General features: G+C 59.7%; 22 protein-coding genes. 14 read left to right on the forward strand and 8 right to left on the reverse strand.

Annotated features, from left to right (window positions below):
- Window positions 1–130: 130 nt before the first annotated feature.
- Window positions 131–652 (forward strand): TIGR00645 family protein, encoded by a 522-nt coding sequence (locus O3S81_RS01370; RefSeq protein WP_269340456.1) that lies wholly within the window; start codon window positions 131–133, stop codon window positions 650–652.
- A 99-nt stretch (window positions 653–751) separates the two neighbouring features.
- Complete coding sequence (locus tag O3S81_RS01375) at window positions 752–1,468, forward strand: helix-turn-helix transcriptional regulator (protein ID WP_269340458.1); 717 nt, start codon at window positions 752–754, stop codon at window positions 1,466–1,468.
- Between the two features lie 31 nt (window positions 1,469–1,499).
- Here the strand turns inward: O3S81_RS01375 and O3S81_RS01380 are convergent, their stop codons facing one another.
- From O3S81_RS01380 to O3S81_RS01390, 3 genes are all read right to left on the reverse strand, one after another.
- Complete coding sequence (locus O3S81_RS01380) at window positions 1,500–2,651, reverse strand: DUF2333 family protein (protein ID WP_269340459.1); 1,152 nt, start codon at window positions 2,649–2,651, stop codon at window positions 1,500–1,502.
- A 240-nt stretch (window positions 2,652–2,891) separates the two neighbouring features.
- Complete coding sequence (locus O3S81_RS01385) at window positions 2,892–3,344, reverse strand: pseudoazurin (RefSeq protein ID WP_269340460.1); 453 nt, start codon at window positions 3,342–3,344, stop codon at window positions 2,892–2,894.
- A 113-nt stretch (window positions 3,345–3,457) separates the two neighbouring features.
- Window positions 3,458–4,039, reverse strand: coding sequence for a thymidine kinase (locus tag O3S81_RS01390; protein ID WP_269340461.1), 582 nt, complete (start codon window positions 4,037–4,039; stop codon window positions 3,458–3,460).
- Between the two features lie 375 nt (window positions 4,040–4,414).
- Here O3S81_RS01390 and O3S81_RS01395 point away from each other — a divergent pair, with 375 nt between their 5' ends.
- The 4 genes from O3S81_RS01395 (at window position 4,415) to O3S81_RS01410 (ending at window position 8,365) form a co-directional block, all read left to right on the forward strand.
- Window positions 4,415–5,317 (forward strand): choline ABC transporter substrate-binding protein, encoded by a 903-nt coding sequence (locus O3S81_RS01395; protein ID WP_269340462.1) that lies wholly within the window; start codon window positions 4,415–4,417, stop codon window positions 5,315–5,317.
- Window positions 5,318–5,606: 289 nt separating this feature from the next.
- Complete coding sequence (choW, locus tag O3S81_RS01400) at window positions 5,607–6,458, forward strand: choline ABC transporter permease subunit (protein ID WP_331284178.1); 852 nt, start codon at window positions 5,607–5,609, stop codon at window positions 6,456–6,458.
- Window positions 6,455–7,501, forward strand: a complete 1,047-nt coding sequence (gene choV / locus O3S81_RS01405) for a choline ABC transporter ATP-binding protein (protein ID WP_269340464.1) — start codon at window positions 6,455–6,457, stop codon at window positions 7,499–7,501. Before choW ends, choV begins: the two co-directional genes overlap by 4 nt.
- Before the next feature lie 543 nt (window positions 7,502–8,044).
- The gene (locus tag O3S81_RS01410) at window positions 8,045–8,365 is read left to right on the forward strand and encodes an ArsR/SmtB family transcription factor (protein WP_003524068.1); all 321 of its coding nucleotides are present in this window, start codon (window positions 8,045–8,047) and stop codon (window positions 8,363–8,365) included.
- A gap of 149 nt (window positions 8,366–8,514) precedes the next feature.
- On the opposite strand, the gene O3S81_RS01415 is transcribed toward O3S81_RS01410, so the two are convergent.
- A complete protein-coding gene (locus O3S81_RS01415; protein ID WP_269340468.1) occupies window positions 8,515–9,690 on the reverse strand; it encodes a DUF3095 domain-containing protein in 1,176 nt (391 codons plus the stop codon).
- A 275-nt stretch (window positions 9,691–9,965) separates the two neighbouring features.
- Here O3S81_RS01415 and O3S81_RS01420 point away from each other — a divergent pair, with 275 nt between their 5' ends.
- The 4 genes from O3S81_RS01420 to queF all read left to right on the forward strand — a co-directional run bounded on the left by O3S81_RS01420 (window position 9,966) and on the right by queF (window position 13,110).
- Entirely contained in the window at window positions 9,966–11,072 is a 1,107-nt protein-coding gene (locus O3S81_RS01420; RefSeq protein ID WP_269340469.1) for a branched-chain amino acid ABC transporter substrate-binding protein, read from the forward strand.
- A 67-nt stretch (window positions 11,073–11,139) separates the two neighbouring features.
- The gene (locus tag O3S81_RS01425; protein ID WP_269340470.1) at window positions 11,140–11,541 is read left to right on the forward strand and encodes a glyoxalase superfamily protein; all 402 of its coding nucleotides are present in this window, start codon (window positions 11,140–11,142) and stop codon (window positions 11,539–11,541) included.
- A gap of 154 nt (window positions 11,542–11,695) precedes the next feature.
- Complete coding sequence (locus O3S81_RS01430) at window positions 11,696–12,598, forward strand: cation diffusion facilitator family transporter (protein WP_269341379.1); 903 nt, start codon at window positions 11,696–11,698, stop codon at window positions 12,596–12,598.
- 47 nt (window positions 12,599–12,645) lie between these two features.
- Window positions 12,646–13,110, forward strand: a complete 465-nt coding sequence (queF, locus tag O3S81_RS01435) for a preQ(1) synthase (RefSeq protein ID WP_010972191.1) — start codon at window positions 12,646–12,648, stop codon at window positions 13,108–13,110.
- A gap of 25 nt (window positions 13,111–13,135) precedes the next feature.
- Here the strand turns inward: queF and O3S81_RS01440 are convergent, their stop codons facing one another.
- Together O3S81_RS01440 and O3S81_RS01445 are read right to left on the reverse strand one after the other, a co-directional pair.
- Window positions 13,136–13,882: a DUF2076 domain-containing protein gene (locus tag O3S81_RS01440; protein WP_269340472.1), complete on the reverse strand. Its 747-nt coding sequence runs from the start codon at window positions 13,880–13,882 to the stop codon at window positions 13,136–13,138.
- Window positions 13,883–13,982: 100 nt separating this feature from the next.
- Window positions 13,983–14,573: a HupE/UreJ family protein gene (locus tag O3S81_RS01445; protein ID WP_269340474.1), complete on the reverse strand. Its 591-nt coding sequence runs from the start codon at window positions 14,571–14,573 to the stop codon at window positions 13,983–13,985.
- Window positions 14,574–14,806: 233 nt separating this feature from the next.
- Here O3S81_RS01445 and O3S81_RS01450 point away from each other — a divergent pair, with 233 nt between their 5' ends.
- Window positions 14,807–15,388, forward strand: coding sequence for an ATP-dependent Clp protease proteolytic subunit (locus O3S81_RS01450; protein ID WP_269340476.1), 582 nt, complete (start codon window positions 14,807–14,809; stop codon window positions 15,386–15,388).
- Window positions 15,389–15,504: 116 nt separating this feature from the next.
- Here the strand turns inward: O3S81_RS01450 and O3S81_RS01455 are convergent, their stop codons facing one another.
- Window positions 15,505–15,762 (reverse strand): pentapeptide MXKDX repeat protein, encoded by a 258-nt coding sequence (locus tag O3S81_RS01455; protein ID WP_269340477.1) that lies wholly within the window; start codon window positions 15,760–15,762, stop codon window positions 15,505–15,507.
- 183 nt (window positions 15,763–15,945) lie between these two features.
- Here O3S81_RS01455 and O3S81_RS01460 point away from each other — a divergent pair, with 183 nt between their 5' ends.
- Together O3S81_RS01460 and O3S81_RS01465 are read left to right on the forward strand one after the other, a co-directional pair.
- On the forward strand, window positions 15,946–16,494 hold the full coding sequence (locus O3S81_RS01460) for a sigma-70 family RNA polymerase sigma factor (protein WP_269340479.1): 549 nt from the start codon (window positions 15,946–15,948) through the stop codon (window positions 16,492–16,494).
- On the forward strand, window positions 16,491–17,135 hold the full coding sequence (locus tag O3S81_RS01465; protein ID WP_269340480.1) for an NrsF family protein: 645 nt from the start codon (window positions 16,491–16,493) through the stop codon (window positions 17,133–17,135). The genes O3S81_RS01460 and O3S81_RS01465 overlap by 4 nt, the downstream gene beginning before the upstream one ends.
- 72 nt (window positions 17,136–17,207) lie before the next feature.
- On the opposite strand, the gene O3S81_RS01470 is transcribed toward O3S81_RS01465, so the two are convergent.
- Window positions 17,208–18,293, reverse strand: a complete 1,086-nt coding sequence (locus O3S81_RS01470) for an esterase-like activity of phytase family protein (protein WP_269340481.1) — start codon at window positions 18,291–18,293, stop codon at window positions 17,208–17,210.
- 280 nt (window positions 18,294–18,573) lie between these two features.
- Between O3S81_RS01470 and O3S81_RS01475 the strand changes: the two genes are divergently transcribed.
- The gene (locus tag O3S81_RS01475) at window positions 18,574–19,752 is read left to right on the forward strand and encodes a benzoate/H(+) symporter BenE family transporter (RefSeq protein ID WP_269340482.1); all 1,179 of its coding nucleotides are present in this window, start codon (window positions 18,574–18,576) and stop codon (window positions 19,750–19,752) included.
- Window positions 19,753–19,758 lie beyond the last annotated feature (6 nt).

The raw sequence follows: 19,758 nt of genomic DNA on the forward strand, positions 1-19,758 counted from the left end.
GCCGAGGTGAAAACACCGTGATGTTGCCAAAGTCCCGACATTGCCGCTTGCTAGGATATTCGCAGCCAGTTTACATGGCGAAAGAAAAACATGCCCCATACAATAAACAGATTATTAATCGGATACGGAAATGAAGTCTCTTGAACTGCTCGTCGAGCGGATCATTCTCTCCAGCCGCTGGCTGCTCGTCGTCTTTTATCTCGGGCTCGTCGCCGCACTCGGTGTTTATGCCTTTTCTTTCGCGCTTAAATTTCTGAAAGTTGCGAAGAATGTTTTCACCTACGACGAAGCGGACATGATCCTCGCCATGCTCGGTCTGATCGACGCGGCGCTGGTCGCCAGCCTGATCGTCATGGTGATGATCTCCGGCTACGAAAACTTCGTCAGCCGCTTCGATGATGCGGATGCCGAGGTTTCATTTCTGGGCAAGCTGGATTCCGGCAGCCTGAAGATCAAGGTCGCGTCGTCGATCGTGGCGATCTCGTCGATCCATCTGCTGCAGATATTCCTCAACGCCAATCAATATTCGGACAGCAAGCTGATGTGGTTCACCATCATTCACCTTGCTTTCGTCGTCTCGGCGGTCATGCTCGGTTTCCTCGAAAAACTGATGGCCAAGCCGAAGGACAAATCCGAAAAACTGGTGCTTTGATCAGGATGGCCCGCCCGATATGAAGGTCGCAAGCCCGTTTAGCCATGCCGCATGTTTCTCGTTCCGGGCATCGCGCCCGGGCGTGACGAGGGTGCGTGAATGGTGAAGACGGAGCGCCAGGCCAGACTTTGCGAGGCACTCTCGGCCGCGACCGACAAGTCCCAATGGCTGGAGGCGCTGCAGGAGGTGATGCGCGCCTTCGGTTATGCCTATGTGACCCTGCTGCGGTTGCCCGGCGGCCAGAACCCCTACGCCTTGCCGACCGTGGCTGAAAGCAGCCTGCCCATCTGGGTCGTGAATGCGATGACCAAGGATGGCGCGCTGGGGGATTGCCCGGTCATCAAGCGCGGCGCGTCATCGATGATGCCGCAATATTGGTCGCTGCAGGATCCGGACATCGCCTGCGGGCCGTTGGTGGAAGCGGCGGCTTCGCTCGGCAGCATGGGCATAACCTCCGGTCTCATGGTGCCGGTCCACGGCATGTACGGCAACCGGCATCTGCTGAATTTCGCGGGTGATCGCGATCTCCTGCCGCAGGCCTCGCTGAACGAACTCGGCATGATCGCGCTGCACGCGCTGGAGGTCTATGACCGCCTTTGTCGCAACGGCGCCAAAGGCCCTTCGCCATTGACCAAACGGGAACTGGACGTGGTGCGCTGGACGGCGCAGGGCAAGACATCGGTGGAAATCGCCGGACTTCTGTCCATCTCGGAACACACCGTCAATACCTATATGAACAACGCCATTCGCAAGCTCGATTGTGTCAATCGAACACAGCTCGTGGCCAAGACCATACGCCTTGGCCTGATAAACTGATTGATCCCGCCGCTCGCAAAGCGCCGCCGGCTTACCGGTCGAGAACCGAGCGAAGCTCAACGAGGTTCGAGCGAACCCGCAGAACGTAAAATCCCATGGTGGCAAGGTGCGAAGGCATGATCCAGCCGCTTTCCTCGCCGTTGGAAATGATTGCCGGCTGGATGCGCAGCGCGGCGCGCGTCTGCATCAGCGTGTCGTTCCAGAGGTTGGTCAGGTTGCGCTCGCGAATGACCTGCGCGAAGTCCGATCCGGCGGCGGAAAGCACGCCGTAATAGCCATAAAGTTGGCCATAGGCGAACCAGAAACGGTCGTCGGCGCGGGTGTCGAACCAGCCGCCATTATAGTTTTCCGAACGCTCGCGCAGGATCGCCGATGTCGAGCCGATATCGCCGGCGATACGGTCGATGAACTGGATCAGGTTGTCGGCGCGGGTATCGAACACGGCCTTGCAGGCGGTCAGTTCGCCGTTGAAGGCCTGGAAGCTGCGGATGGCGGCGCGGTAATAGGCCGGGGTCGGCGTCTTGGGACCAAAGGGATCGAGGCCGAAATACCAGGAATATTCGCTGAACTGCATGTTTCCGCGGGCTTCCTGGAGATTGTTGTTGATGCCGGAGGTTCCGCGCACGCGGCCGAGCGTATCCACCAGTTCCACCGAGGTGCGGCGCACCGCCTGGTTCACGCCACGCTGGAACGAGGCCTTGTTATCGAGAAACGGCGTGCTGTCCCAGTCCATGCCGAAGAGGCCGAGGCGGTAAAGCAGCATGGAGGAAATCCATGCGTTCTGGTTGACGTTGAAATCGGTGAGATCGGCGGCCGCATCGACGATGGCCGAGCGCTGGCAGACGGGCGCGGAGGTATTGGCCGCTGCGCCGGTCGCACCGCCCGTCGGGGCGGCGGCGGGCAATTCCTGTCCGGCGGGCACGGTGCGTTCTTCGAGCTTGTAGCGCGCTACGTAATCCGGATCGAAATTCGTCCAGATCTGCGTTTGCCAGACGAAATATCCGTAAAAACCCGCAAGAAGAATGACGATGACGGCAATCGGACCCTTGATGAGCCAGTTGCGGCCGCTGTACCAGCCATGGGCGGCCATGAAAGGCCACAGGAGCCATGCGACGAGAAGACCGGCGGCCCTGCCGATGGCGCTGAAGGCTGCCTGAATCAAAGCGGTGATCCGGTCTATCATGTCGTCATAGTCTCCTCTGCCCGTGGGGCTGGACGCCGGAAGAAAAATCCGCGGTCCGGCCGGGCGCCCTTCGGCGCTTCGTCAAACCGCGGTCATTTACTGTCTTCCAGATATGTCCCGGTCAACCGGGATACAACATGATTGCGAAACTTTTCTCAACCTGCGGTCCGCGCCGGCGGTGACGGCATTCTTATAATGCCGAGGGAATGTGGGCCGTCGCGGAACCGGAGGGATATGCGCTTAGAGGCCGAGTTTGGTGATTTCGGCGTTCAGCCGGTCGCGTGCCTTTTTCGGTAATTTGCCGTTCTTGACGACGTCCAGATTGGCGGGTGCGGCATCGCCGACGACGACGAGCGCGACCATGCCCATGCCGAGATGCGGCGTGCATTTGATGACATAGGCGCCTTCCTTCTCCACCGTCACCTTCACGGCTTCGTTCATCTTGCCCTTGAAATCGGCGGCACCCTCGGGGATCATTTCCTTGACGGCTGCCGCATCATGGCCCTTGTCGACGGGAACGAAGGTGATGACATCGCCGACGGCTGCCTTGACGGTTGCGGGTTCGAAGACCATCGCCTGACCGTCGCTGCCCTTGTTGAGCATCTTCACTTCGATTTCAGCCGACAGGGCGGGGAAGGCAAAGAGGCCCGCGGCGATGGCGAGGCTGGCGAATTTGGCAGTTTTGTTCTGCATAATTTTGCTCCTGAGAGAAAGCACATCCACGCGAATGTGTCGCTGTCGTCTTAGCGCAGGAGCCGGGGAGCCATCTTTGCGAAAAATCAAATGCGGCAACCGGACGCAGAGGGTCAGCCGCCGTTAAATGTTTCCACCCAGTGGCGGCGGCAGTAGGAAACGTATTTTTCGTTGCCGCCGACATCGATCTGCGCACCTTCCGTCACGACCTTTCCGTCACTGCCGAAGCGCGCCACCATCGTCGCCTTGCGGCCGCAATGGCAGATGGTGCGGATTTCGCGAAGCTCGTCGGCAATGGCGAGCAGTTCCTTCGAGGCCGGGAAAAGCTTGCCCTGGAAATCCGTGCGCAGGCCGTAGGTCATGACCGGAATGTTCAGCTTGTCGGCAATATTGGCAAGCTGCCAGACATGGTGCTCGGAAAGGAAATTGGCCTCGTCGATGAAGACGCAGGCGACGGGTGCTTCGGCATGGAGCGTCGATACCTCGGCGAACAGGTCGGTCTTTTCATCGAAGGTCCGGGCTTCGGAGGACAGGCCGATGCGCGAGGCGACGCGGCCGACGCCAGCCCGGTTGTCGAAGGCGGCCGTGAAGATCAGCGTGCGCATGCCGCGTTCCTGATAATTATAGGACGCCTGCAGCAGCATGGTCGATTTGCCGGCATTCATCGTCGAATAATTGAAATAGAGTTTTGCCATTATCCACTCCCGGAGCGACTTCGTGTCCTGGGACGCCCTGTTCCAGCCTGTTCAATCGGCACACCGCGCCTCACGGAACCGATTCCGTTTTCCGCGCCGGTGCTGCAATTAGCGCCTTTTGGCCGCGAATATGCGGCTTGAAAAGTGCCGGAGTGGGAAAAACACAGATTTTCCGCATGTGGACAGGGCACGCATGCGGCCGCGGAACGGCGTAATTTTTCATTGTTTTGTCGCAAACGGTGCGCGGAAGCACGCAAATGCGCGCGAGTTGATTGTGTTCGGCAGATATTGATAATGGCAAGGGAACAAAAAAGGGAGCAAGCGATGTTTGCAAATAGAAGTCGCTGTCTGGCCTTGGCCACAGCAATCTCCGCTATGACGTTCAGCGCGGCCGGCGCCGCAGAACCTGCCAGTTGCGGCACGGTGCGGTTTTCCGATGTGGGCTGGACCGACATTACCGCGACGACGGCGACGGCCACGGTGCTCCTGAAAAGCATGGGTTATGAAACCGACGTGAAGCTTCTTTCCGTGCCGGTCACCTATACATCGCTGAAAAACAAGGACATCGACGTCTTCCTCGGCAACTGGATGCCGACCATGGAAGGCGATATTGCGCCTTACCGCGCGGACAAGTCGGTCGAGACGCTGCGCGAAAATCTGGCGGGCGCCAAATACACGCTGGCGACCAACGCCAAGGGTGCAGAACTCGGCATCAAGGATTTCAAGGATATTGCCGCCCATAGCGCTGATCTCGGCGGCAAGATCTACGGCATCGAACCGGGCAATGACGGCAACCGTCTGATTCTCGACATGGTGGCCAAGGATACGTTCGGGCTGAAGGCTTTCGAGGTGGTCGAATCCTCCGAGCAGGGCATGCTCTCCCAGGTGGCCCGCGCCGAAAAATCCGGTGAGCCGATCGTCTTCCTCGGCTGGGAACCGCATCCGATGAATGCGAATTTCAAGCTGACCTACCTGACCGGTGGCGACGAGGTCTTCGGCCCCAATCTCGGCGGCGCGACGATCTACACCAATGTCCGCAAGGGCTATGTCGAGGAATGCCCGAATGTCGGCGTCCTTCTCAAGAACCTGCAATTTTCCCTGCCCATGGAAAACGAGATCATGGGCAAGATCCTGAATGACGGCCTTGAAGGCGAAGCGGCCGCAACGGCCTGGCTGAAGGCCAATCCGGCGGCGATCGAGCCCTGGCTCGCCAACGTCAAGACCAAGGATGGCAGCGCCGACGCCCTGCTGACCGTAAAGAAGGCACTGGGCCTTTAAGCCGCAAGACTATGCATGACTGCATCCGGCCTGCGCGGCAGGTCGGACGCAGCGGGAAATAACGATGCCCATGCCTGGCCTTGCCCGCGAATTTTCTCGCATCGAAGGCCATGCACCTGCACCGCGTTCGGCAGTTTCGCTGCCGGCCGTCGTTTCTGCATTGGCGCATTTCCGGTCAAACGGCGGCGGCGCCAATGCTCTATTTCTCTGTTGTCTGCGCAATTCCGGACGCAAACCGCTCTGCATTTTTGCTGGAATTGCTCTCGTTCACGAAAGGTCTCTTCTTACCGTGGAATGGCTCAGCGCTCCTGAAAACCGCCTGCCCGTCGGCCGATATGCCAAGGAGGCCATCGATTGGCTGACCGGCAATCTCGCTTTTTTCTTCGATTGGCTTTCCTTCATTTTCCAAAGCGTCATTAACGCCCTGCTTTACGTGCTGCAGGCGCCGCATCCGCTGATCATCGTTGCGATCGTGACGGCGCTTTCGGCCTGGACGCGCCGCTCGGTCGGCATGCCGGTCTTCACCGCGCTCGGGCTGCTGCTCATCATCAATCTGGGCTACTGGAAAGCGACGACGGAAACGCTGGCGCTGGTCATGGCCGCCAGCGCCGTGTGCATGCTCATCGGCATACCGCTCGGCATATTGGCGGCGCGGCGCAAGTGGATCTATGCCGGCATGCGCCCGGTGCTCGATCTGATGCAGACCATCCCCACTTTCGTCTATCTCATTCCGGCACTGGTGCTGTTCGGCCTCGGCATGGTTCCGGGGTTGATCGCCACCGTCATCTTCGCCATACCGGCGCCGGTGCGGCTCACCCGCCTCGGCATCGTCTCGACGCCGCCGGCGCTGGTGGAGGCGGCCATCGCCTTTGGCGCGACACCGTCGCAGGTGCTGCGCAAGGTGGAGCTTCCCTTCGCCGCGCCGCAGATCATGGCGGGTCTCACCCAGACGATCATGCTGTCGCTGTCGATGGTGGTCATTTCCGCCCTGGTGGGCGCTAATGGTCTCGGCGTGCCGGTGGTACGCGCGTTGAACACCGTCAACATCGCCATGGGCTTCGAGGCGGGTCTGTGCATCGTCATCCTGGCGATCGTTCTCGACCGGCTTTTCCGCCTTCCCGGTACGGAGGATGACCTATGAGTGACGCCATCATTTTCGGAAATGTCGATATCGTCTTCGGCGACCGGCCGGATGCGGCGCTGCCCATGATCGACAAGGGCAGCACGCGTGACGAGATCAATGTCGAGACCGGGCTGGTGCTCGGCGTCGCCAATGCCTCGCTCTCGGTCAGTGAAGGCGAGATCCTCGTACTGATGGGGCTTTCCGGTTCCGGAAAATCGACCCTGCTCAGGGCCGTCAACGGGCTTGCGCCCGTGGTGCGCGGCAATGTGGGCGTGAAGACCAAGTCCGGTTATGTCGACCCCTATCGCTGCCCGGCGAAAGCGCTGCGTGACCTGCGCACGCATACGGTTTCGATGGTGTTTCAGCAATTCGGCCTGCTGCCCTGGCGCAATGTTGCCGATAATGTCGGTTTCGGGCTTGAGCTCTCCGGCGTGCCGGAAGCCGAGCGCAAGCGCATGGTGGCCGAGCAGCTTGAGCTGGTGAATCTTTCCGCTTGGGCCGACCGCAAGGTGGGAGAGCTTTCCGGCGGCATGCAGCAGCGTGTGGGGCTGGCCCGTGCCTTCGCCACCGGAGCGCCTATCCTCCTGATGGACGAGCCGTTCTCGGCGCTTGACCCTCTCATCCGAAGCCGCCTTCAGGACGAGCTTCTGGAATTCCAGAGCCGGCTCAAGAAAACGATTCTTTTCGTCAGCCACGATCTCGACGAGGCCTTCCGCATCGGCAACCGTATCGCCATGATGGAAGGCGGGCGCATCATCCAGTGCGGTACGCCGCAGCAGATCGTCAAGGAGCCAGCCACGCAATATGTCGCGGATTTCGTGCAGAACATGAACCCGATCTCCATGCTGACCGCCGCTGACGTGATGAAGCGGGGCGTGGATGAACGCAATGGCCGGCTGGCCGTTGCCGCCACCGCCCGTCCGTCATCGCCGCTGATCGATATTCTCGATGCGCTGGCGAAACATTCCGGTGCGATCGGTGTCGTCGACAATGGCGCGATTATAGGCACGATTTCGGCGGATGAGGTTGTGGCGGGACTGACCCGTCACCGCAAAAAATAATAATTTTCCTGGCGGGACAAGGGAAAGGCCTTCCGTCACGGAAGGCCTTTTCTCTTTGCAGCAAGGTCTTTGCACTGCAAGTTATACCTTCCCACGGTAGCAAAGAATATTTTTGATATCACAAGTTATGCATGAAAATAATTGCTAATAAAAATCATATTGCAAACTTAGAGAAAATTGCGCAAAGTTAAACTAGATTCTGTAGCCCGCTGCAAAATTTAAGGTGGTAATAGATTGTCGCCAAAAATTCCGGCACTGGGCATCAAGGTTTCGTCGCTTAACTTTTAATCGCTTATTGCTTATAAATACTGCTGCTAATACATGAGTTTAACGTTGAATTAATAAAAAATAGGCAAAAAGCCGATAATTTTGTCACAATGTCTTAAGTAAATAACCGATGAAGAATAGTCTTTGAAAGGGACACGATATAAGCAAGATTTAGGTATATACAACGTATCAACCGAATTATAAAAACGCCTTTTGGAACACCTAATAATAGCCACCATGACCGTCTTTCCGACTGTCATCAGGAGACTTGAGCGTATGGATAACCAATCTCTGTCGGAACATAGCATCGCCGCTGCAGACTTGCTCTCAGCGATGGCGAATCCCAAGCGCCTGATGATCTTGTGCACGCTGGTGGATACGGAAGTGCCGGTCGGTGTTCTCGCCTCTCAGGTTGGTCTCAGCCAATCCGCTCTCTCGCAGCATCTTTCGAAATTGCGTGCCCAGCGGCTGGTGAAGACACGACGGGATGCGCAGACCATCTATTATTCCAGCAACTCCGAATCCGTGAAGAAAATCCTCGCCTCCCTCGAGGAAATATATTGTCAGGCGCAGAAGAGCAGCAAGACTGCAGCCTGATCCCACGGCCCAGTTAAGGCCCGGCAGCACTACTTGATTGAAACCGGCGTACGACGCCGGTTTTTCTTTTTTTCCCGTTTTTCTTCTTCAATTGTCGTCCCGGCCTCGATGTCGGCCGGAGCCTTTCCGTGGAAATTGAGCCGGGGTTTTCAGTGCGGGGCAGCAACCTGCATCTGCGCTTTGAGCCGGCTCGCCGCGGCCGCATATCCGCCGTCCGCGCCATCCACGAAATGCATGTGGTCCCGCGAAAGCGGGGAGGGCACGATGCAGGTCATCAATGCGGCATCCTGCTCGTGCAGGCCGTAATAACAGCTTCCCGAGAGGCGGCCGGCTTCCAGCCGGGCGCGGATTTTTTCGAGCCGTGCGACGTCGATGTCCACCGTCATTTTCAGACCATCGTCGAATTTCCTGAAATCGGTGTTGCTGGCGACTGAACGCCGGTAGCGCACGGCGTTGAAACGTCCAAGCGACAGCCCGGTGACGCCGAGAACAGTGATGAGCAGGCTTTCGCCGAGAATGCGCAGCGAGCGGCGCGCCTTGCCCCAGACATCGTGATAGGCGGCGCCGGCCCGGGCTTCGAAACCGAGACCCTCACCCACGAAACCGAGTTTCGGCCCGTCTGCCGGCACGGGGTGGCCGTGTCTTTCGTCCTGCTCGGCCAGATCGACAAGGTCGATGACGAGCTGGCGGAATGCCGGCATGTCCCGCGAGGGCCCCGGCACGGCGATGATCGACACCACCTTGCCGTGGGTTGCGGGAATGGGGTTCCAGCGGCATGAAAGGCCGGTGAGGTCCGGGCGCTCGCCGGCTTCGGCTGCGGGCAGGGCATAATGCCCCTCCTTCATCCGCGCTTCCGCCCAGCTATTGCCGCCGCCCGAAAACATGGCATAGGAGACATCCTCGCTCGCCTGAAAGCGCGCGACACGAATATCGAAACCATTCTCGCGAATATCCTCGACGGGAACCAGCGCCACGCGCATGGCAAGATCGAGATCGTCCTTCACCCAGCGCTGCACGTTCGAAAGTGCGGTGCGTGCAGCAGGCAGCCCGTGGGGCGGCACGGCGACGGCGGCGCCATCGCCCCCGAAGACGAAGGGCAGGTCGTGGCGCCCGAGGCTGTTCGATACGCCGGAAATAACCGCGGCGCCCGCCATATTGACGGCCTTGTATCGGCCGGAGCCGATCGCCGAGGTCGAATCAACGATATCGGCAATGGCAAGCCCCCATCCCGGCGGCAAAGCGCGATAAAGCGCCGGGTCGGCGACGTCTTCAAAATGCCGGAAGACGGGCAGGCCCGTCAGAAATTCATCATCTGCTGCAATCATGTCGGCATTATCCTCCAGCGACCGTCAAACGCCAAGCCTTTACAGCGGGGCGCAGCCGGCGCAATCATGGCGGGCATGACGATTGATTTACCGCTAATAGACCTTATCCAGCAAAGGTGACTTGCATAAATCATCAAACCTTCCGTATGAGTTGAGAGGAAGGCTCGGAATTCAAATATGGAACGAGTTTTCGCCGGGAGGCGTCCGATAGTTTCATTCGGTCGACGCCCATGGCGCTCACCGGGTCCGCGACCCCTTTTTAAGGAGACACCAGGATGAAACTGAAGACATTGACCAGCGTGACGCTCGCAGCGTCCTTCGCATTCGCACCCCTTGCCCATGCCGAAATCGTCATCGGCCTGATTGCGCCGCTCACCGGCCCCGTTGCCGCCTATGGCGACCAGGTCAAGAACGGCGCCCAGACGGCAGTCAATGAAATCAACAAAAAGGGCGGCATCCTCGGCGAACAGGTCGTGCTGAAGCTGGCCGACGATGGCGGCGAGCCCAAGCAGGGCGTTTCCGCGGCCAACCAGCTCGTTGCCGAAGGCATTCACTTCGTCGTCGGTCCGGTCACCTCGGGCGTTGCCATTCCGGCATCGGATGTTTTTGCCGAAAACGGCGTCCTGATGGTCACGCCGACGGCGACCGCGCCGGGCCTGACCAATCGCGGCCTTTCCAATGTCTTCCGCACCTGCGGTCGTGACGACCAGCAGGCCGAGGTTGCGGCGAAATATGTTCTCGCCAACCTCAAGGACAAGAAGATCGCCATCATTCACGACAAGGGCGCTTACGGTAAGGGCCTTGCGGATTCCTTCAAGGCAACGCTGAATGCCGGCGGTGTCACCGAAGTTCTCTATGATGCGCTGACCCCCGGCGAAAAGGATCTCGGCGCGCTGACAGCCCGCCTGAAGTCCGACAATGCCGACGTCGTCTATTTCGGCGGTTACCATCCGGAAGCCGGTCTTCTGGTTCGCCAGCTGAAGGATATCGGTTCCAAGGCTGCCGTTATCGGCGGTGACGGCCTGTCGAACAGCGAATTCTGGAACATCGGCGCGCAGGCCGGCGAAGGCACGATCTTCACCAACGCTTCCGACGCCCTGAAGAACGATGATTCCAAGGCCGCTGCCGAAGCGCTGAAGGCTGCCAACATTCCGGCTGAAGCCTTCACGCTCAACGCCTATGCCGCCGTCGAAGTCTTGAAGGGCGGTATCGAGAAGGCCGGAAGCGCCAAGGATCCCGAAGCGGTCGCCAAGGTTCTGAAGAGCGGCGAAGCTTTCCCGACTGCGATCGGCAAGGTGACCTACGGCGAGAGCGGCGACCTGAGCTCGCAGGCCTTCTCGCTGTTCAAGTGGCAGGACGGCAAGATCGTCGCAGCCGAATAAGCTGATCTTACCGGCCGCACCTGTTGCGGCCGGTTTCATTTTACGGCCTGAAAAAGGGTAGGGCAGCATGGGCGATGCCGCGACGCAAACCATCGGGGAGATCGGCTTCGAGCGGATATTCCCGATCGTCAGAATCTTCGACGAGGCCAAGGCACGGGAGTTTTATGTCGATTTTCTCGGTTTCGAGATCGACTGGGAACATCGTTTTGGCGAAAACTCCCCGCTTTACATGCAGGTCTCACGGGCCGGATTGGGGCTTCACCTCAGCGGTCATCACGGCGACGCGACGCCGGGTTCGAATATCTTCGTCACGATGCATGGCGTTCACGCCTATCAGAAGGAACTGGTGGGCAAAAAATATCGCTTCCTCAATCCCGGTGTTGAAGAATTGCCCTGGGGTGATGTCATGGAAGTCATCGATCCGTTCGGCAATCGCATCCGTTTCTGCGAGCAAAAAGACGAGGATTGAGGTCCGGGCCGTCACCGGGTGGCTCTTGACCTCGGCGGCGGTTTGAACGATAGAAACGCCAATAGCGAACCGCGCGCACGGAGACCCCGTGCGCGCGGTTCGTGCGTTTTGGCAATCGATCATGCAATTCGTTCGCATCCGCACGGGGGCAAAAATGAACAATGAAGGCAACGCGCTGGTCCGGAAGCTCGCATTCTGGAGCATTCCGCTTTCTTTCGGTGTGCTTGGCCTCAAGCTGGTGGCCTGGTGGGTCACGGGCTCGGTCGCACTTCTGTCCGACGGCCTGGAGTCGACCGTCAACGTGGTCGCGGCCTTCATCGCCTATTTCGTCATTCGTTACGCGCAGAAGCCGGCCGATGACGACCACCAGTTCGGCCACCACAAGGCGGAGTATATTTCCGCGGTCGTGGAAGGTGTGCTGATCGTCGTCGCTGCGCTTTTGATCGTGCAGGAGGCCTGGGGTGCTCTTTTCAATCCGAGGCTGCCGGAAGCACCGGTCCTCGGTCTGATCATTAATGCGTCGGCGGGTGTGATCAATGCCGTCTGGGCGACGATTCTGATCCGTGTTGGCAAAAAATATGCGTCACCCGCGCTCGCGGCCGATGGCCATCACATCATGTCGGATGTCGTCACCTCGGCCGGCGTTCTTGTCGGCCTCGTTCTGGCGCTGATGACGGGTTATGCCATTCTCGATCCGCTGCTTGCCATACTGGTCGCGATCAACATCCTGTTTCAGGGTTCCAAGGTCATCATGCATTCGCTTGGCGGGTTGATGGACCGGGCGGTCGAGCCGGAAGAGGACGAGGCGATCAAGAAGGCGATTGCCGAAAATTCAGGCGGCGTCATCGGTGTGCATGATCTGAGGACACGCCGCGCCGGTTCGGCCGCCTTCATCGATTTCCATGTGGTCGTTCCGGCCAGAATGACGGTGCGTGAGGCGCATGATATTTGCGACCGCCTTGAAGATGCCATAAGGGACGTCATACCGGGCGCCAGCCTTGCCATTCACGTCGAGCCTGAGGGCGAAAAGGCGCATGGCGTCAAAGTCATCGTTTGAACACTCCGGGTCTCAATGATCCGGTTTTGAATAATCAGGAGTTTTCCATGTCCGTGACGGATGTTTCCGGCCTGTCGCAGCTGGGCACGAAGGTCGATACGCCAGAGAGCCCGGAAAAGGCCGTCCTTGAAAAGGTGCCGAACGGCAATGCCGGCACCGACTACGTCGTGCGCTTCACCGCGCCCGAATTCACCTCGCTTTGTCCGATGACCGGCCAGCCGGATTTCGCCCATATCGTCATCGACTATATTCCGGGCGATTTCCTAGTGGAATCGAAGTCGCTGAAGCTGTTCCTGCAATCCTTCCGCAACCACGGCGCATTCCACGAGGATTGCTCGGTCTATATCGCCAAGCGTCTGGTGGAGCTGCTTCAGCCGAAATGGCTCAGGATCGGCGCCTACTGGTATCCGCGCGGCGGTATTCCGATCGACGTCTTCTGGCAGACGGGAGCGGCGCCCGAGGGCGTATGGCTGCCGGATCAGGGCGTTGCACCTTATCGGGGTCGCGGCTGATCCGGCTTTTTACGCGCTTGAAGGTTCAGGCGAACGAACCGTCGTCGCCTGAATCGGAATCCATATCGTCGGCGCTGTCGTCGTAATCGGCCTGCTGGATATCGTCATCGTCATTGTTCTGCGGGCTGGCGCTGTCACCGTAATAGTTGTTGATGACGGTTTCCTCGACGGGCGCATTACCCGCGGCATTGCCGCCGCCGAAGGGCGAACCAAGGCCGAGCGACGACATGTGGCTGCCGAAAATGCCGCTCAGCGAATTGGCAAGCAGCATGCCGCCGGCAACACCTGCGGCGGTGCCGAGCGCACCCTGCAGAAAACCACCACCTGAACGCCCGATGGCGGCCGGCTGCTGGCTCCACGGCCCGCCGGCTTGCTGAGCGGCGGGTGCCCCCCAGGGCCCGGCTGTCGGGCCGGCGGTATCGTTGCGCCATGAGCCTGGCGCGGCCGCTGGGGCTGGCGCCGGTGCGGGCGGCTGCGGCTGGCCGGTACCGAAGATGGAGCTGAGGAAACCGCCCTGCGCCGCCCCCTGCGGGGCGCTGCCAGCGCTTTCCAGCGCATGGATGCGGTCTTCGAGCTGTTTGATATGGGCTGCTGCCGCTTCCAGACCCTTTTCCTGAACGATCACCGCCTGGGCGAGATAATAGGGAGCTGCGGGCTGATCGCGCACGGCGTCTGCGATCAATGTTTCCGCCTCGCGGTCACGCGGGGTGGCGGATGCGGTTTTGGTCCTGTCGAACAGCCCCTTGAGAAGCTGGCTTTCTTCCGGTGACATATGCTGCCTCCTTACCGTGAAGCGTAAATCCACGATAAGGAGGTAGGCCACAATTCTGGCTTTTCAAAGCGGTCCGAATTTTAAATTTCGGTAATGATCTTCAGCCACCAAAGGCAAGCGACAGGCCCGCAATCGCCGTCAGCGCACCGACGGTGCGGCTTGCGGCCGAGCCGAAACGGGCAATGCCGAGGCCGAGCGCGATGCCGGCAAGATGCAGGACCGCGGTGGCAATCATGAAACCGATGCCGAATTGCAGGGCACCGGCGCTGCCGAGCTCACCGCCATGGGCGTGGCCGTGGAAAAGGGCGAAAGCACCAACGACGGCCGCCGCCGCTGCCGTGGGGAGCTTTGCCGCCATGGCGACCAGCAGGCCAAGGCCGATGACGGAGGCGAGAATGGCGGGTTCGACGAAGGGAAGATCGATGCCGTAAACCGCCATCAGGAAGCCTGCAGCCATGGTGCCGACGAAGGCGGCGGGCACGATCCACAACGCCTTCCGGTCGTTGCGGGCAAAGGCGATCTGCGAGGCCCAGATGCCGACGGCGACCATCGCCAGAATATGGTCCGCACCGAAGAAGGGGTGGGAAACGCCGGCCATGAAGGAGCCGTGTTCTTCCGGGTTTAGATGGGCGAAGGCGGGCAGGGCGGTGAGGCCGAGCGCGGTGGCGACGAGGCTTAGTCTTTTCAGCATGGTTCCCTCTTGAAATTATGGCCGTCCGCAACGGAATCTTGGGCTTCCCGCGGCAGGCGGCGCTGCAATGAGGCGCTGACGATATCGCGAAGGCCAAGAGGCTGTCCATGCGTCATCTGCCGGGGGTGGTGTTTATTGTTGGCGGGCAAACCTTGCCTTTTTCTCTCATTGCCTTACGTAACAAGTCGCACTATGTCCGAAGGGCATGCATGAATTACGCTGGAGAGCCGTTGATGAACGAAGACGAAGACGACAAGAGCAAGGAACTGCCGATCGGCAAGGAAACGGAAGCGAATCTTTTCAAGTCGCGTTCGATCTTCATCTATGGCGGCATCACGCAGGAACTGGCGCAGAAGGTCTGCACGCAGCTCGTGGCTCTTGCCGCCGCCAGCGACGACGACATTCGCGTTTACGTCAATTCGCCGGGTGGCCATGTCGAATCGGGTGATTCCATCCATGACATGATCAAGTTCATCAAGCCGAAGGTCACGATCATCGGCACGGGCTGGGTCGCCTCCGCCGGCGCGCTGATCTACGTTTCGGTGCCGAAAGAACGCCGCCTCTGCCTGCCGAACACCCGCTTCCTGCTGCACCAACCCTCCGGCGGTACGCGCGGCATGGCATCCGACATCGAAATCCAGGCTCGCGAAATCATCAAGATGAACCAGCGCCTGATCAAGATCTTCTCCAAGGCCACCGGCCAGAGTGAAGAAAAGATCGCCAAGGATATCGATCGCGATTACTGGCTCGGCGCGGATGAGGCCAAGGATTACGGCCTCGTTGGCAAGATCGTCGAAAGCCAGTCGGAACTCTGAGTTTCCACTTTTCAGTTGAAAAAGCCCGCATCGGTGAAAACCGGCGCGGGCTTTTTTCGTTCAGGCCGGCGGCAATGTTTCGCTTCCGGCCAGCTGAGCCGCCGCCGGGCCAAGCCTCATTTCATCATGTCGCAGGCCTTCATCATGTCGGCTTTTTTCATCTTGTCCATTTCCATGCCGGCCTTGTGCATGCAGTCCTTCTTGCTGGCCATGGACATGCCGTCCTTTTTTATCGTCTCCGTCTTCATGGTGTCGCTGTGCATGCTGTCTTTCTTCATGGTATCGGTCTTCATGCTGTCGGCATGGGCGATGCTGGCGAAGGAAAGGGCGGACAGCAGGGAAGCGGCGGCGATGGCGATAAACATGCGGGTCATGAAGGTCTCCTCTGGAGGTCGTTGATGTCCGCCGGCATTGCGCCGGGGCTCACGATTGTCCATTCGGCACAGAAGCGCTGGCCGTTACATCTTCACGCGCTTGTGACGACAAGTTAAGGCGAGATTTTTTTAAAGCCACTATGTAACAATATCCTGCCGAATGCGAATAACCCGATAGTGACGATGACTGGCAGCCCTTCGGAAGAGACATTGAAAACGCTGATGCTGCGTTCCCTTGATGGGGACGAAAGCGCCTACAGGCATTTGCTCCATGCCTTGAGGCGGTTGCTGATCGCCTATTACGGCCGGCGCATGGCTGCCGCCTCCAGAGGCGATGTGGAAGATCTCGTGCAGGAAACCCTGTTGTCGCTTCACGCCAAGCGGGAGACCTATGATCGTGCGCGACCGTTTACGGCGTGGTTCTTTTCGATAGCGCGCTACAAGCTCATCGATCACTATCGGGGCAGGGGCGCGCGCATGCGTTCGGAAGTCGAGCTCGATGAAACGCTGGAGGCGGAGCCGACCGTTGATGCGGTCATGGCCCGCATGGATGTGGAGCGGCTGCTCGACGATTTGCCCGAGCGGCAGCGTGATCTCATTCGCAGGGTGAAGCTCGAAGGCCAGTCGATCGCCGAAGCGGCGGAAAAATCCGGCCAGACCGAGCTTGCCGCGAGGGTCGGCATTCACAGAACGCTGAAAGTCCTGGCGGCAAAGTTGCGGGGGGATAGGTGAGAAAGACGGAAGACATCATCGAACAACTGGCGGGCGATCTCAAACCCGTACCCGTTTTTTCGCTGGAGCGCAGGCTGGCGCTCGCCGCGCTGCCCGCGCTTGCCGTTTCGCTGTTGCTGATGCTCGTTATTCTGGGGCTGCGCAGCGATATGAACGCTGCCGTGGCCGAACCGGGTTTCTGGGTCAAATCCGCCTATAATGCGCTGCTAGCCCTGGCCGCATTTCTTGCGGTCAGGCGTCTTGCGCGGCCGGAGGGAGACGGAGGTGGCCTGCTTGCCTGGCTTGTGGTGATCTTTATCGCCATGGCGGCGATAGCGCTCATCCAGCTTGGATTTGCCGTGCCGGGCACCTATCGCACTCTCATTCTCGGATCGTCGGCGCTGCACTGCCCGTTTCTGATCGTCGCTTTCGCGCTGCCGCTGTTCCTGGCGAATTTTGCGGTTCTCAGGCGTTCGGCGCCCGCTGATCCCACGCTTGCGGGTTTTGCTGCGGGCCTTGCGGCCGGCGCGGCAGGCGCCTGGGTCTATTCGTGGTTCTGCACCGAAAACGGCATGGCTTTCGTGCTGATCTGGTATTCGCTCGGCATTCTCCTCACCGGCGTGATCGGTGCCTTTGCCGGTTCACGTCTGCTCCGCTGGTGAACATGCGTCTCGTCTTGCCTGCCGATGCCGGCCCGGACATTGTCCAGAGCCGGCATTCTGCCCTGGCGGATGTTACTGACCCAGATTGGCGGGAATGGCGAATGCCACGAACTGGGTGAACTGCTTGCCCGGATTGAAATTATCGTCCGAGGCGATGACGAAAAGCTGCTTGCCATCCACCACCGGGCCGAAGGCCAGGCTTTCGATATTGTCGATATCGAGGCCGAAATCGCCTTCGTTGATTTCGAACCACGGCGTTTTCGATACGGCACGCACATTTGCGGCATCGATCTTGTCCTTGCCGAGGATGTTTTCCGCGCCGGAAAGGTCGACGATGAAAAAGCGGATATGATTGCCGACGCCGGATGCGAAATTGCGCTCCACGGCCACGAAGCGGCCATCCGGCATGGCTGTGAGGGCGGAAAGGCCGTTATCGTTATATTTCGGCTCGGCGGCTGCCGTCGGGGTCTTGGAGATTGCTTCCGTGACGTAGACATGTTCGGCGACCGGCTTCAGCGTCGCCGTGTCGATGATGAGGATGCGGGCCGGGCTGCCGGCCTGCGGCGTGGCCTTCGGGCCATCCTGGGTCAGCGCGTTTTCGGTGGCGGCGATCAGCCGGCCGGGTGTCATCGTCAGGCCTTCGAAGCCGAGATTGTTCTGCACGCCCTTGGTCTTTGCGTCATCGACGAGATAGGCGTCGGGCAGTTCCAGCCGTTTGACATTGTTGCCGTCGAGGTCGGAGACATAAAGTGCCGGCTGGTTCTTCAGGTCGCGTTCGGAAGACCAGTAAAGCTTGCCGCCCTTGCGGTCGAGCGTGATGCCTTCCGCATCGATACCCTTGGGCGCAAAGGCTGCGCCGGTCTCGTCCTTCAATTCGTGCGTGGCGGCGATGTTCAGCGTCGCAACCCCTTCCGTCACGGCCAGTTCCAGCTCGTAATAACGCGCTGGACCCTTTTCCACCCGGTCATCGGAAATGGCGAAATATCGGTTGGTTTCGCTATCAAAGGCGAGATCGGAAATGCCGCCGAAGGTGACGCCATTGATGGAGAGACCCGAAGGCACGACGATCTGGCCGAGAAAGGCCGGTGGCGGCAGGGTCTGGGCGGCGGCTGGAAGGGTCGCAAAACACAAAGTGGCGATGGTGGCGATACGAAGCATGGCGAGGATCCCTCTTGTGGCGGACGCCCTGTTGTGGTGGATGCCGGAGGATTAGCGCCCTGCCGCTAAACTTTGATGACGTTTTCCGTGTCGCCGTACCTGAAATCTGGCGGCTCATCTTGCCAAGCCGTATCTTTTTTGATCCTGACTATAGTCATGCTTCATCTAGGGCGTGTCGCCATCTTCGGATTCGCGCTTCACGCTTCGAGTTTTGTTTCTGCCTGTCGCCAATTCAGACCGTTGTGGTTCTTGCGACAGGCAGCAGGCCGCAGAGTGCTTCATGCTGAAAGATTTTTCCGTCCAGAGCCTGTTCATGGGCTGCCTCACCGCCTTTGTCGGCTTCGCCAGCTCCTTCGCCGTTGTGCTGCAAGGGCTGAAGGCCGTCGGCGCGACGGATTTCGAGGCGGCGTCGGGGCTGATGGCGCTTTCGGTGGCGATGGGGCTTTGCGCCATCGTTCTCTCCGCCACCACCCGGCTTCCCATCAGCATCGCATGGTCGACGCCGGGCGCAGCGCTGCTTGCGACCACCGGCGTCATTGAGGGTGGCTTTCCGGCAGCCGTCGGCGGTTTCATCATCTGCGCCATCCTGATCATCATTGCAGGCCTGTTCAGGCCGCTCGGAAAGGCGGTCGCCTCCATTCCCGCGCCGCTTGCCAATGCCATGCTGTCAGGCGTCATTATTGGCCTGTGTTTCGCCCCCATCAAGGCGATCGGTTTCAATCCGGCACTCGGCCTGCCGATCATCCTTGCCTGGATCGTGGTGGGGGCCTTCAAGCGGCTGTTTGCCGTGCCTGCAGCGCTTGCGGCTTTCGTGCTGGTGATGATCTTCGGTGTGGATATTCCGGCCGGCGCGCTGGACAGCGTGGCGCAATCGCTGACACCGCCGATGGAATGGGTGACCCCCGTTTTCAGCCTGCACGCCGTGGTTTCCATCGCGCTGCCGCTCTTCATCGTCACCATGGCATCGCAGAATATTCCCGGCATCGCGGTCCTGAAGGTCAATCATTACGATCCGCAGCCCGGACCGCTTTTTGCCACGACCGGCTTCTTTTCGCTGTTGTCTGCGCCCTTCGGCGGCCATGCCGTCAATCTCGCAGCGATTACGGCGGCGATGTGCGCCGGCGAAGACGCCCACGCGGACCCCAAACGACGCTACTGGGCGGCGATCATTGGCGGTGTGGGTTACATCATCTTCGGCCTGCTGGCCGGCGTGGTCACGGCCTTCGTGGCGCTGGCGCCACCCATCCTCATCCAGGCGGTGGCGGGGCTTGCGCTGGTCGGCGCTTTCTCCGGCTCCGCCATGGCGGCTTTCAAGGAGCCGGACACCCGCGAGGCGGCGGCCATCACCTTCCTCATCACGGCCTCCGGCCTTTCCTTCGGTGGTGTTTCCGGCGCCTTCTGGGGGTTGATCGGTGGCGGGCTGATGATGGCGTTGCAGCGGATGGTGAAGCGTGGTTAGATAGGA

The sequence above is a fragment of the Agrobacterium sp. SOY23 genome (assembly GCF_027212525.1).
Lineage (GTDB): Bacteria > Pseudomonadota > Alphaproteobacteria > Rhizobiales > Rhizobiaceae > Agrobacterium > Agrobacterium tumefaciens_I.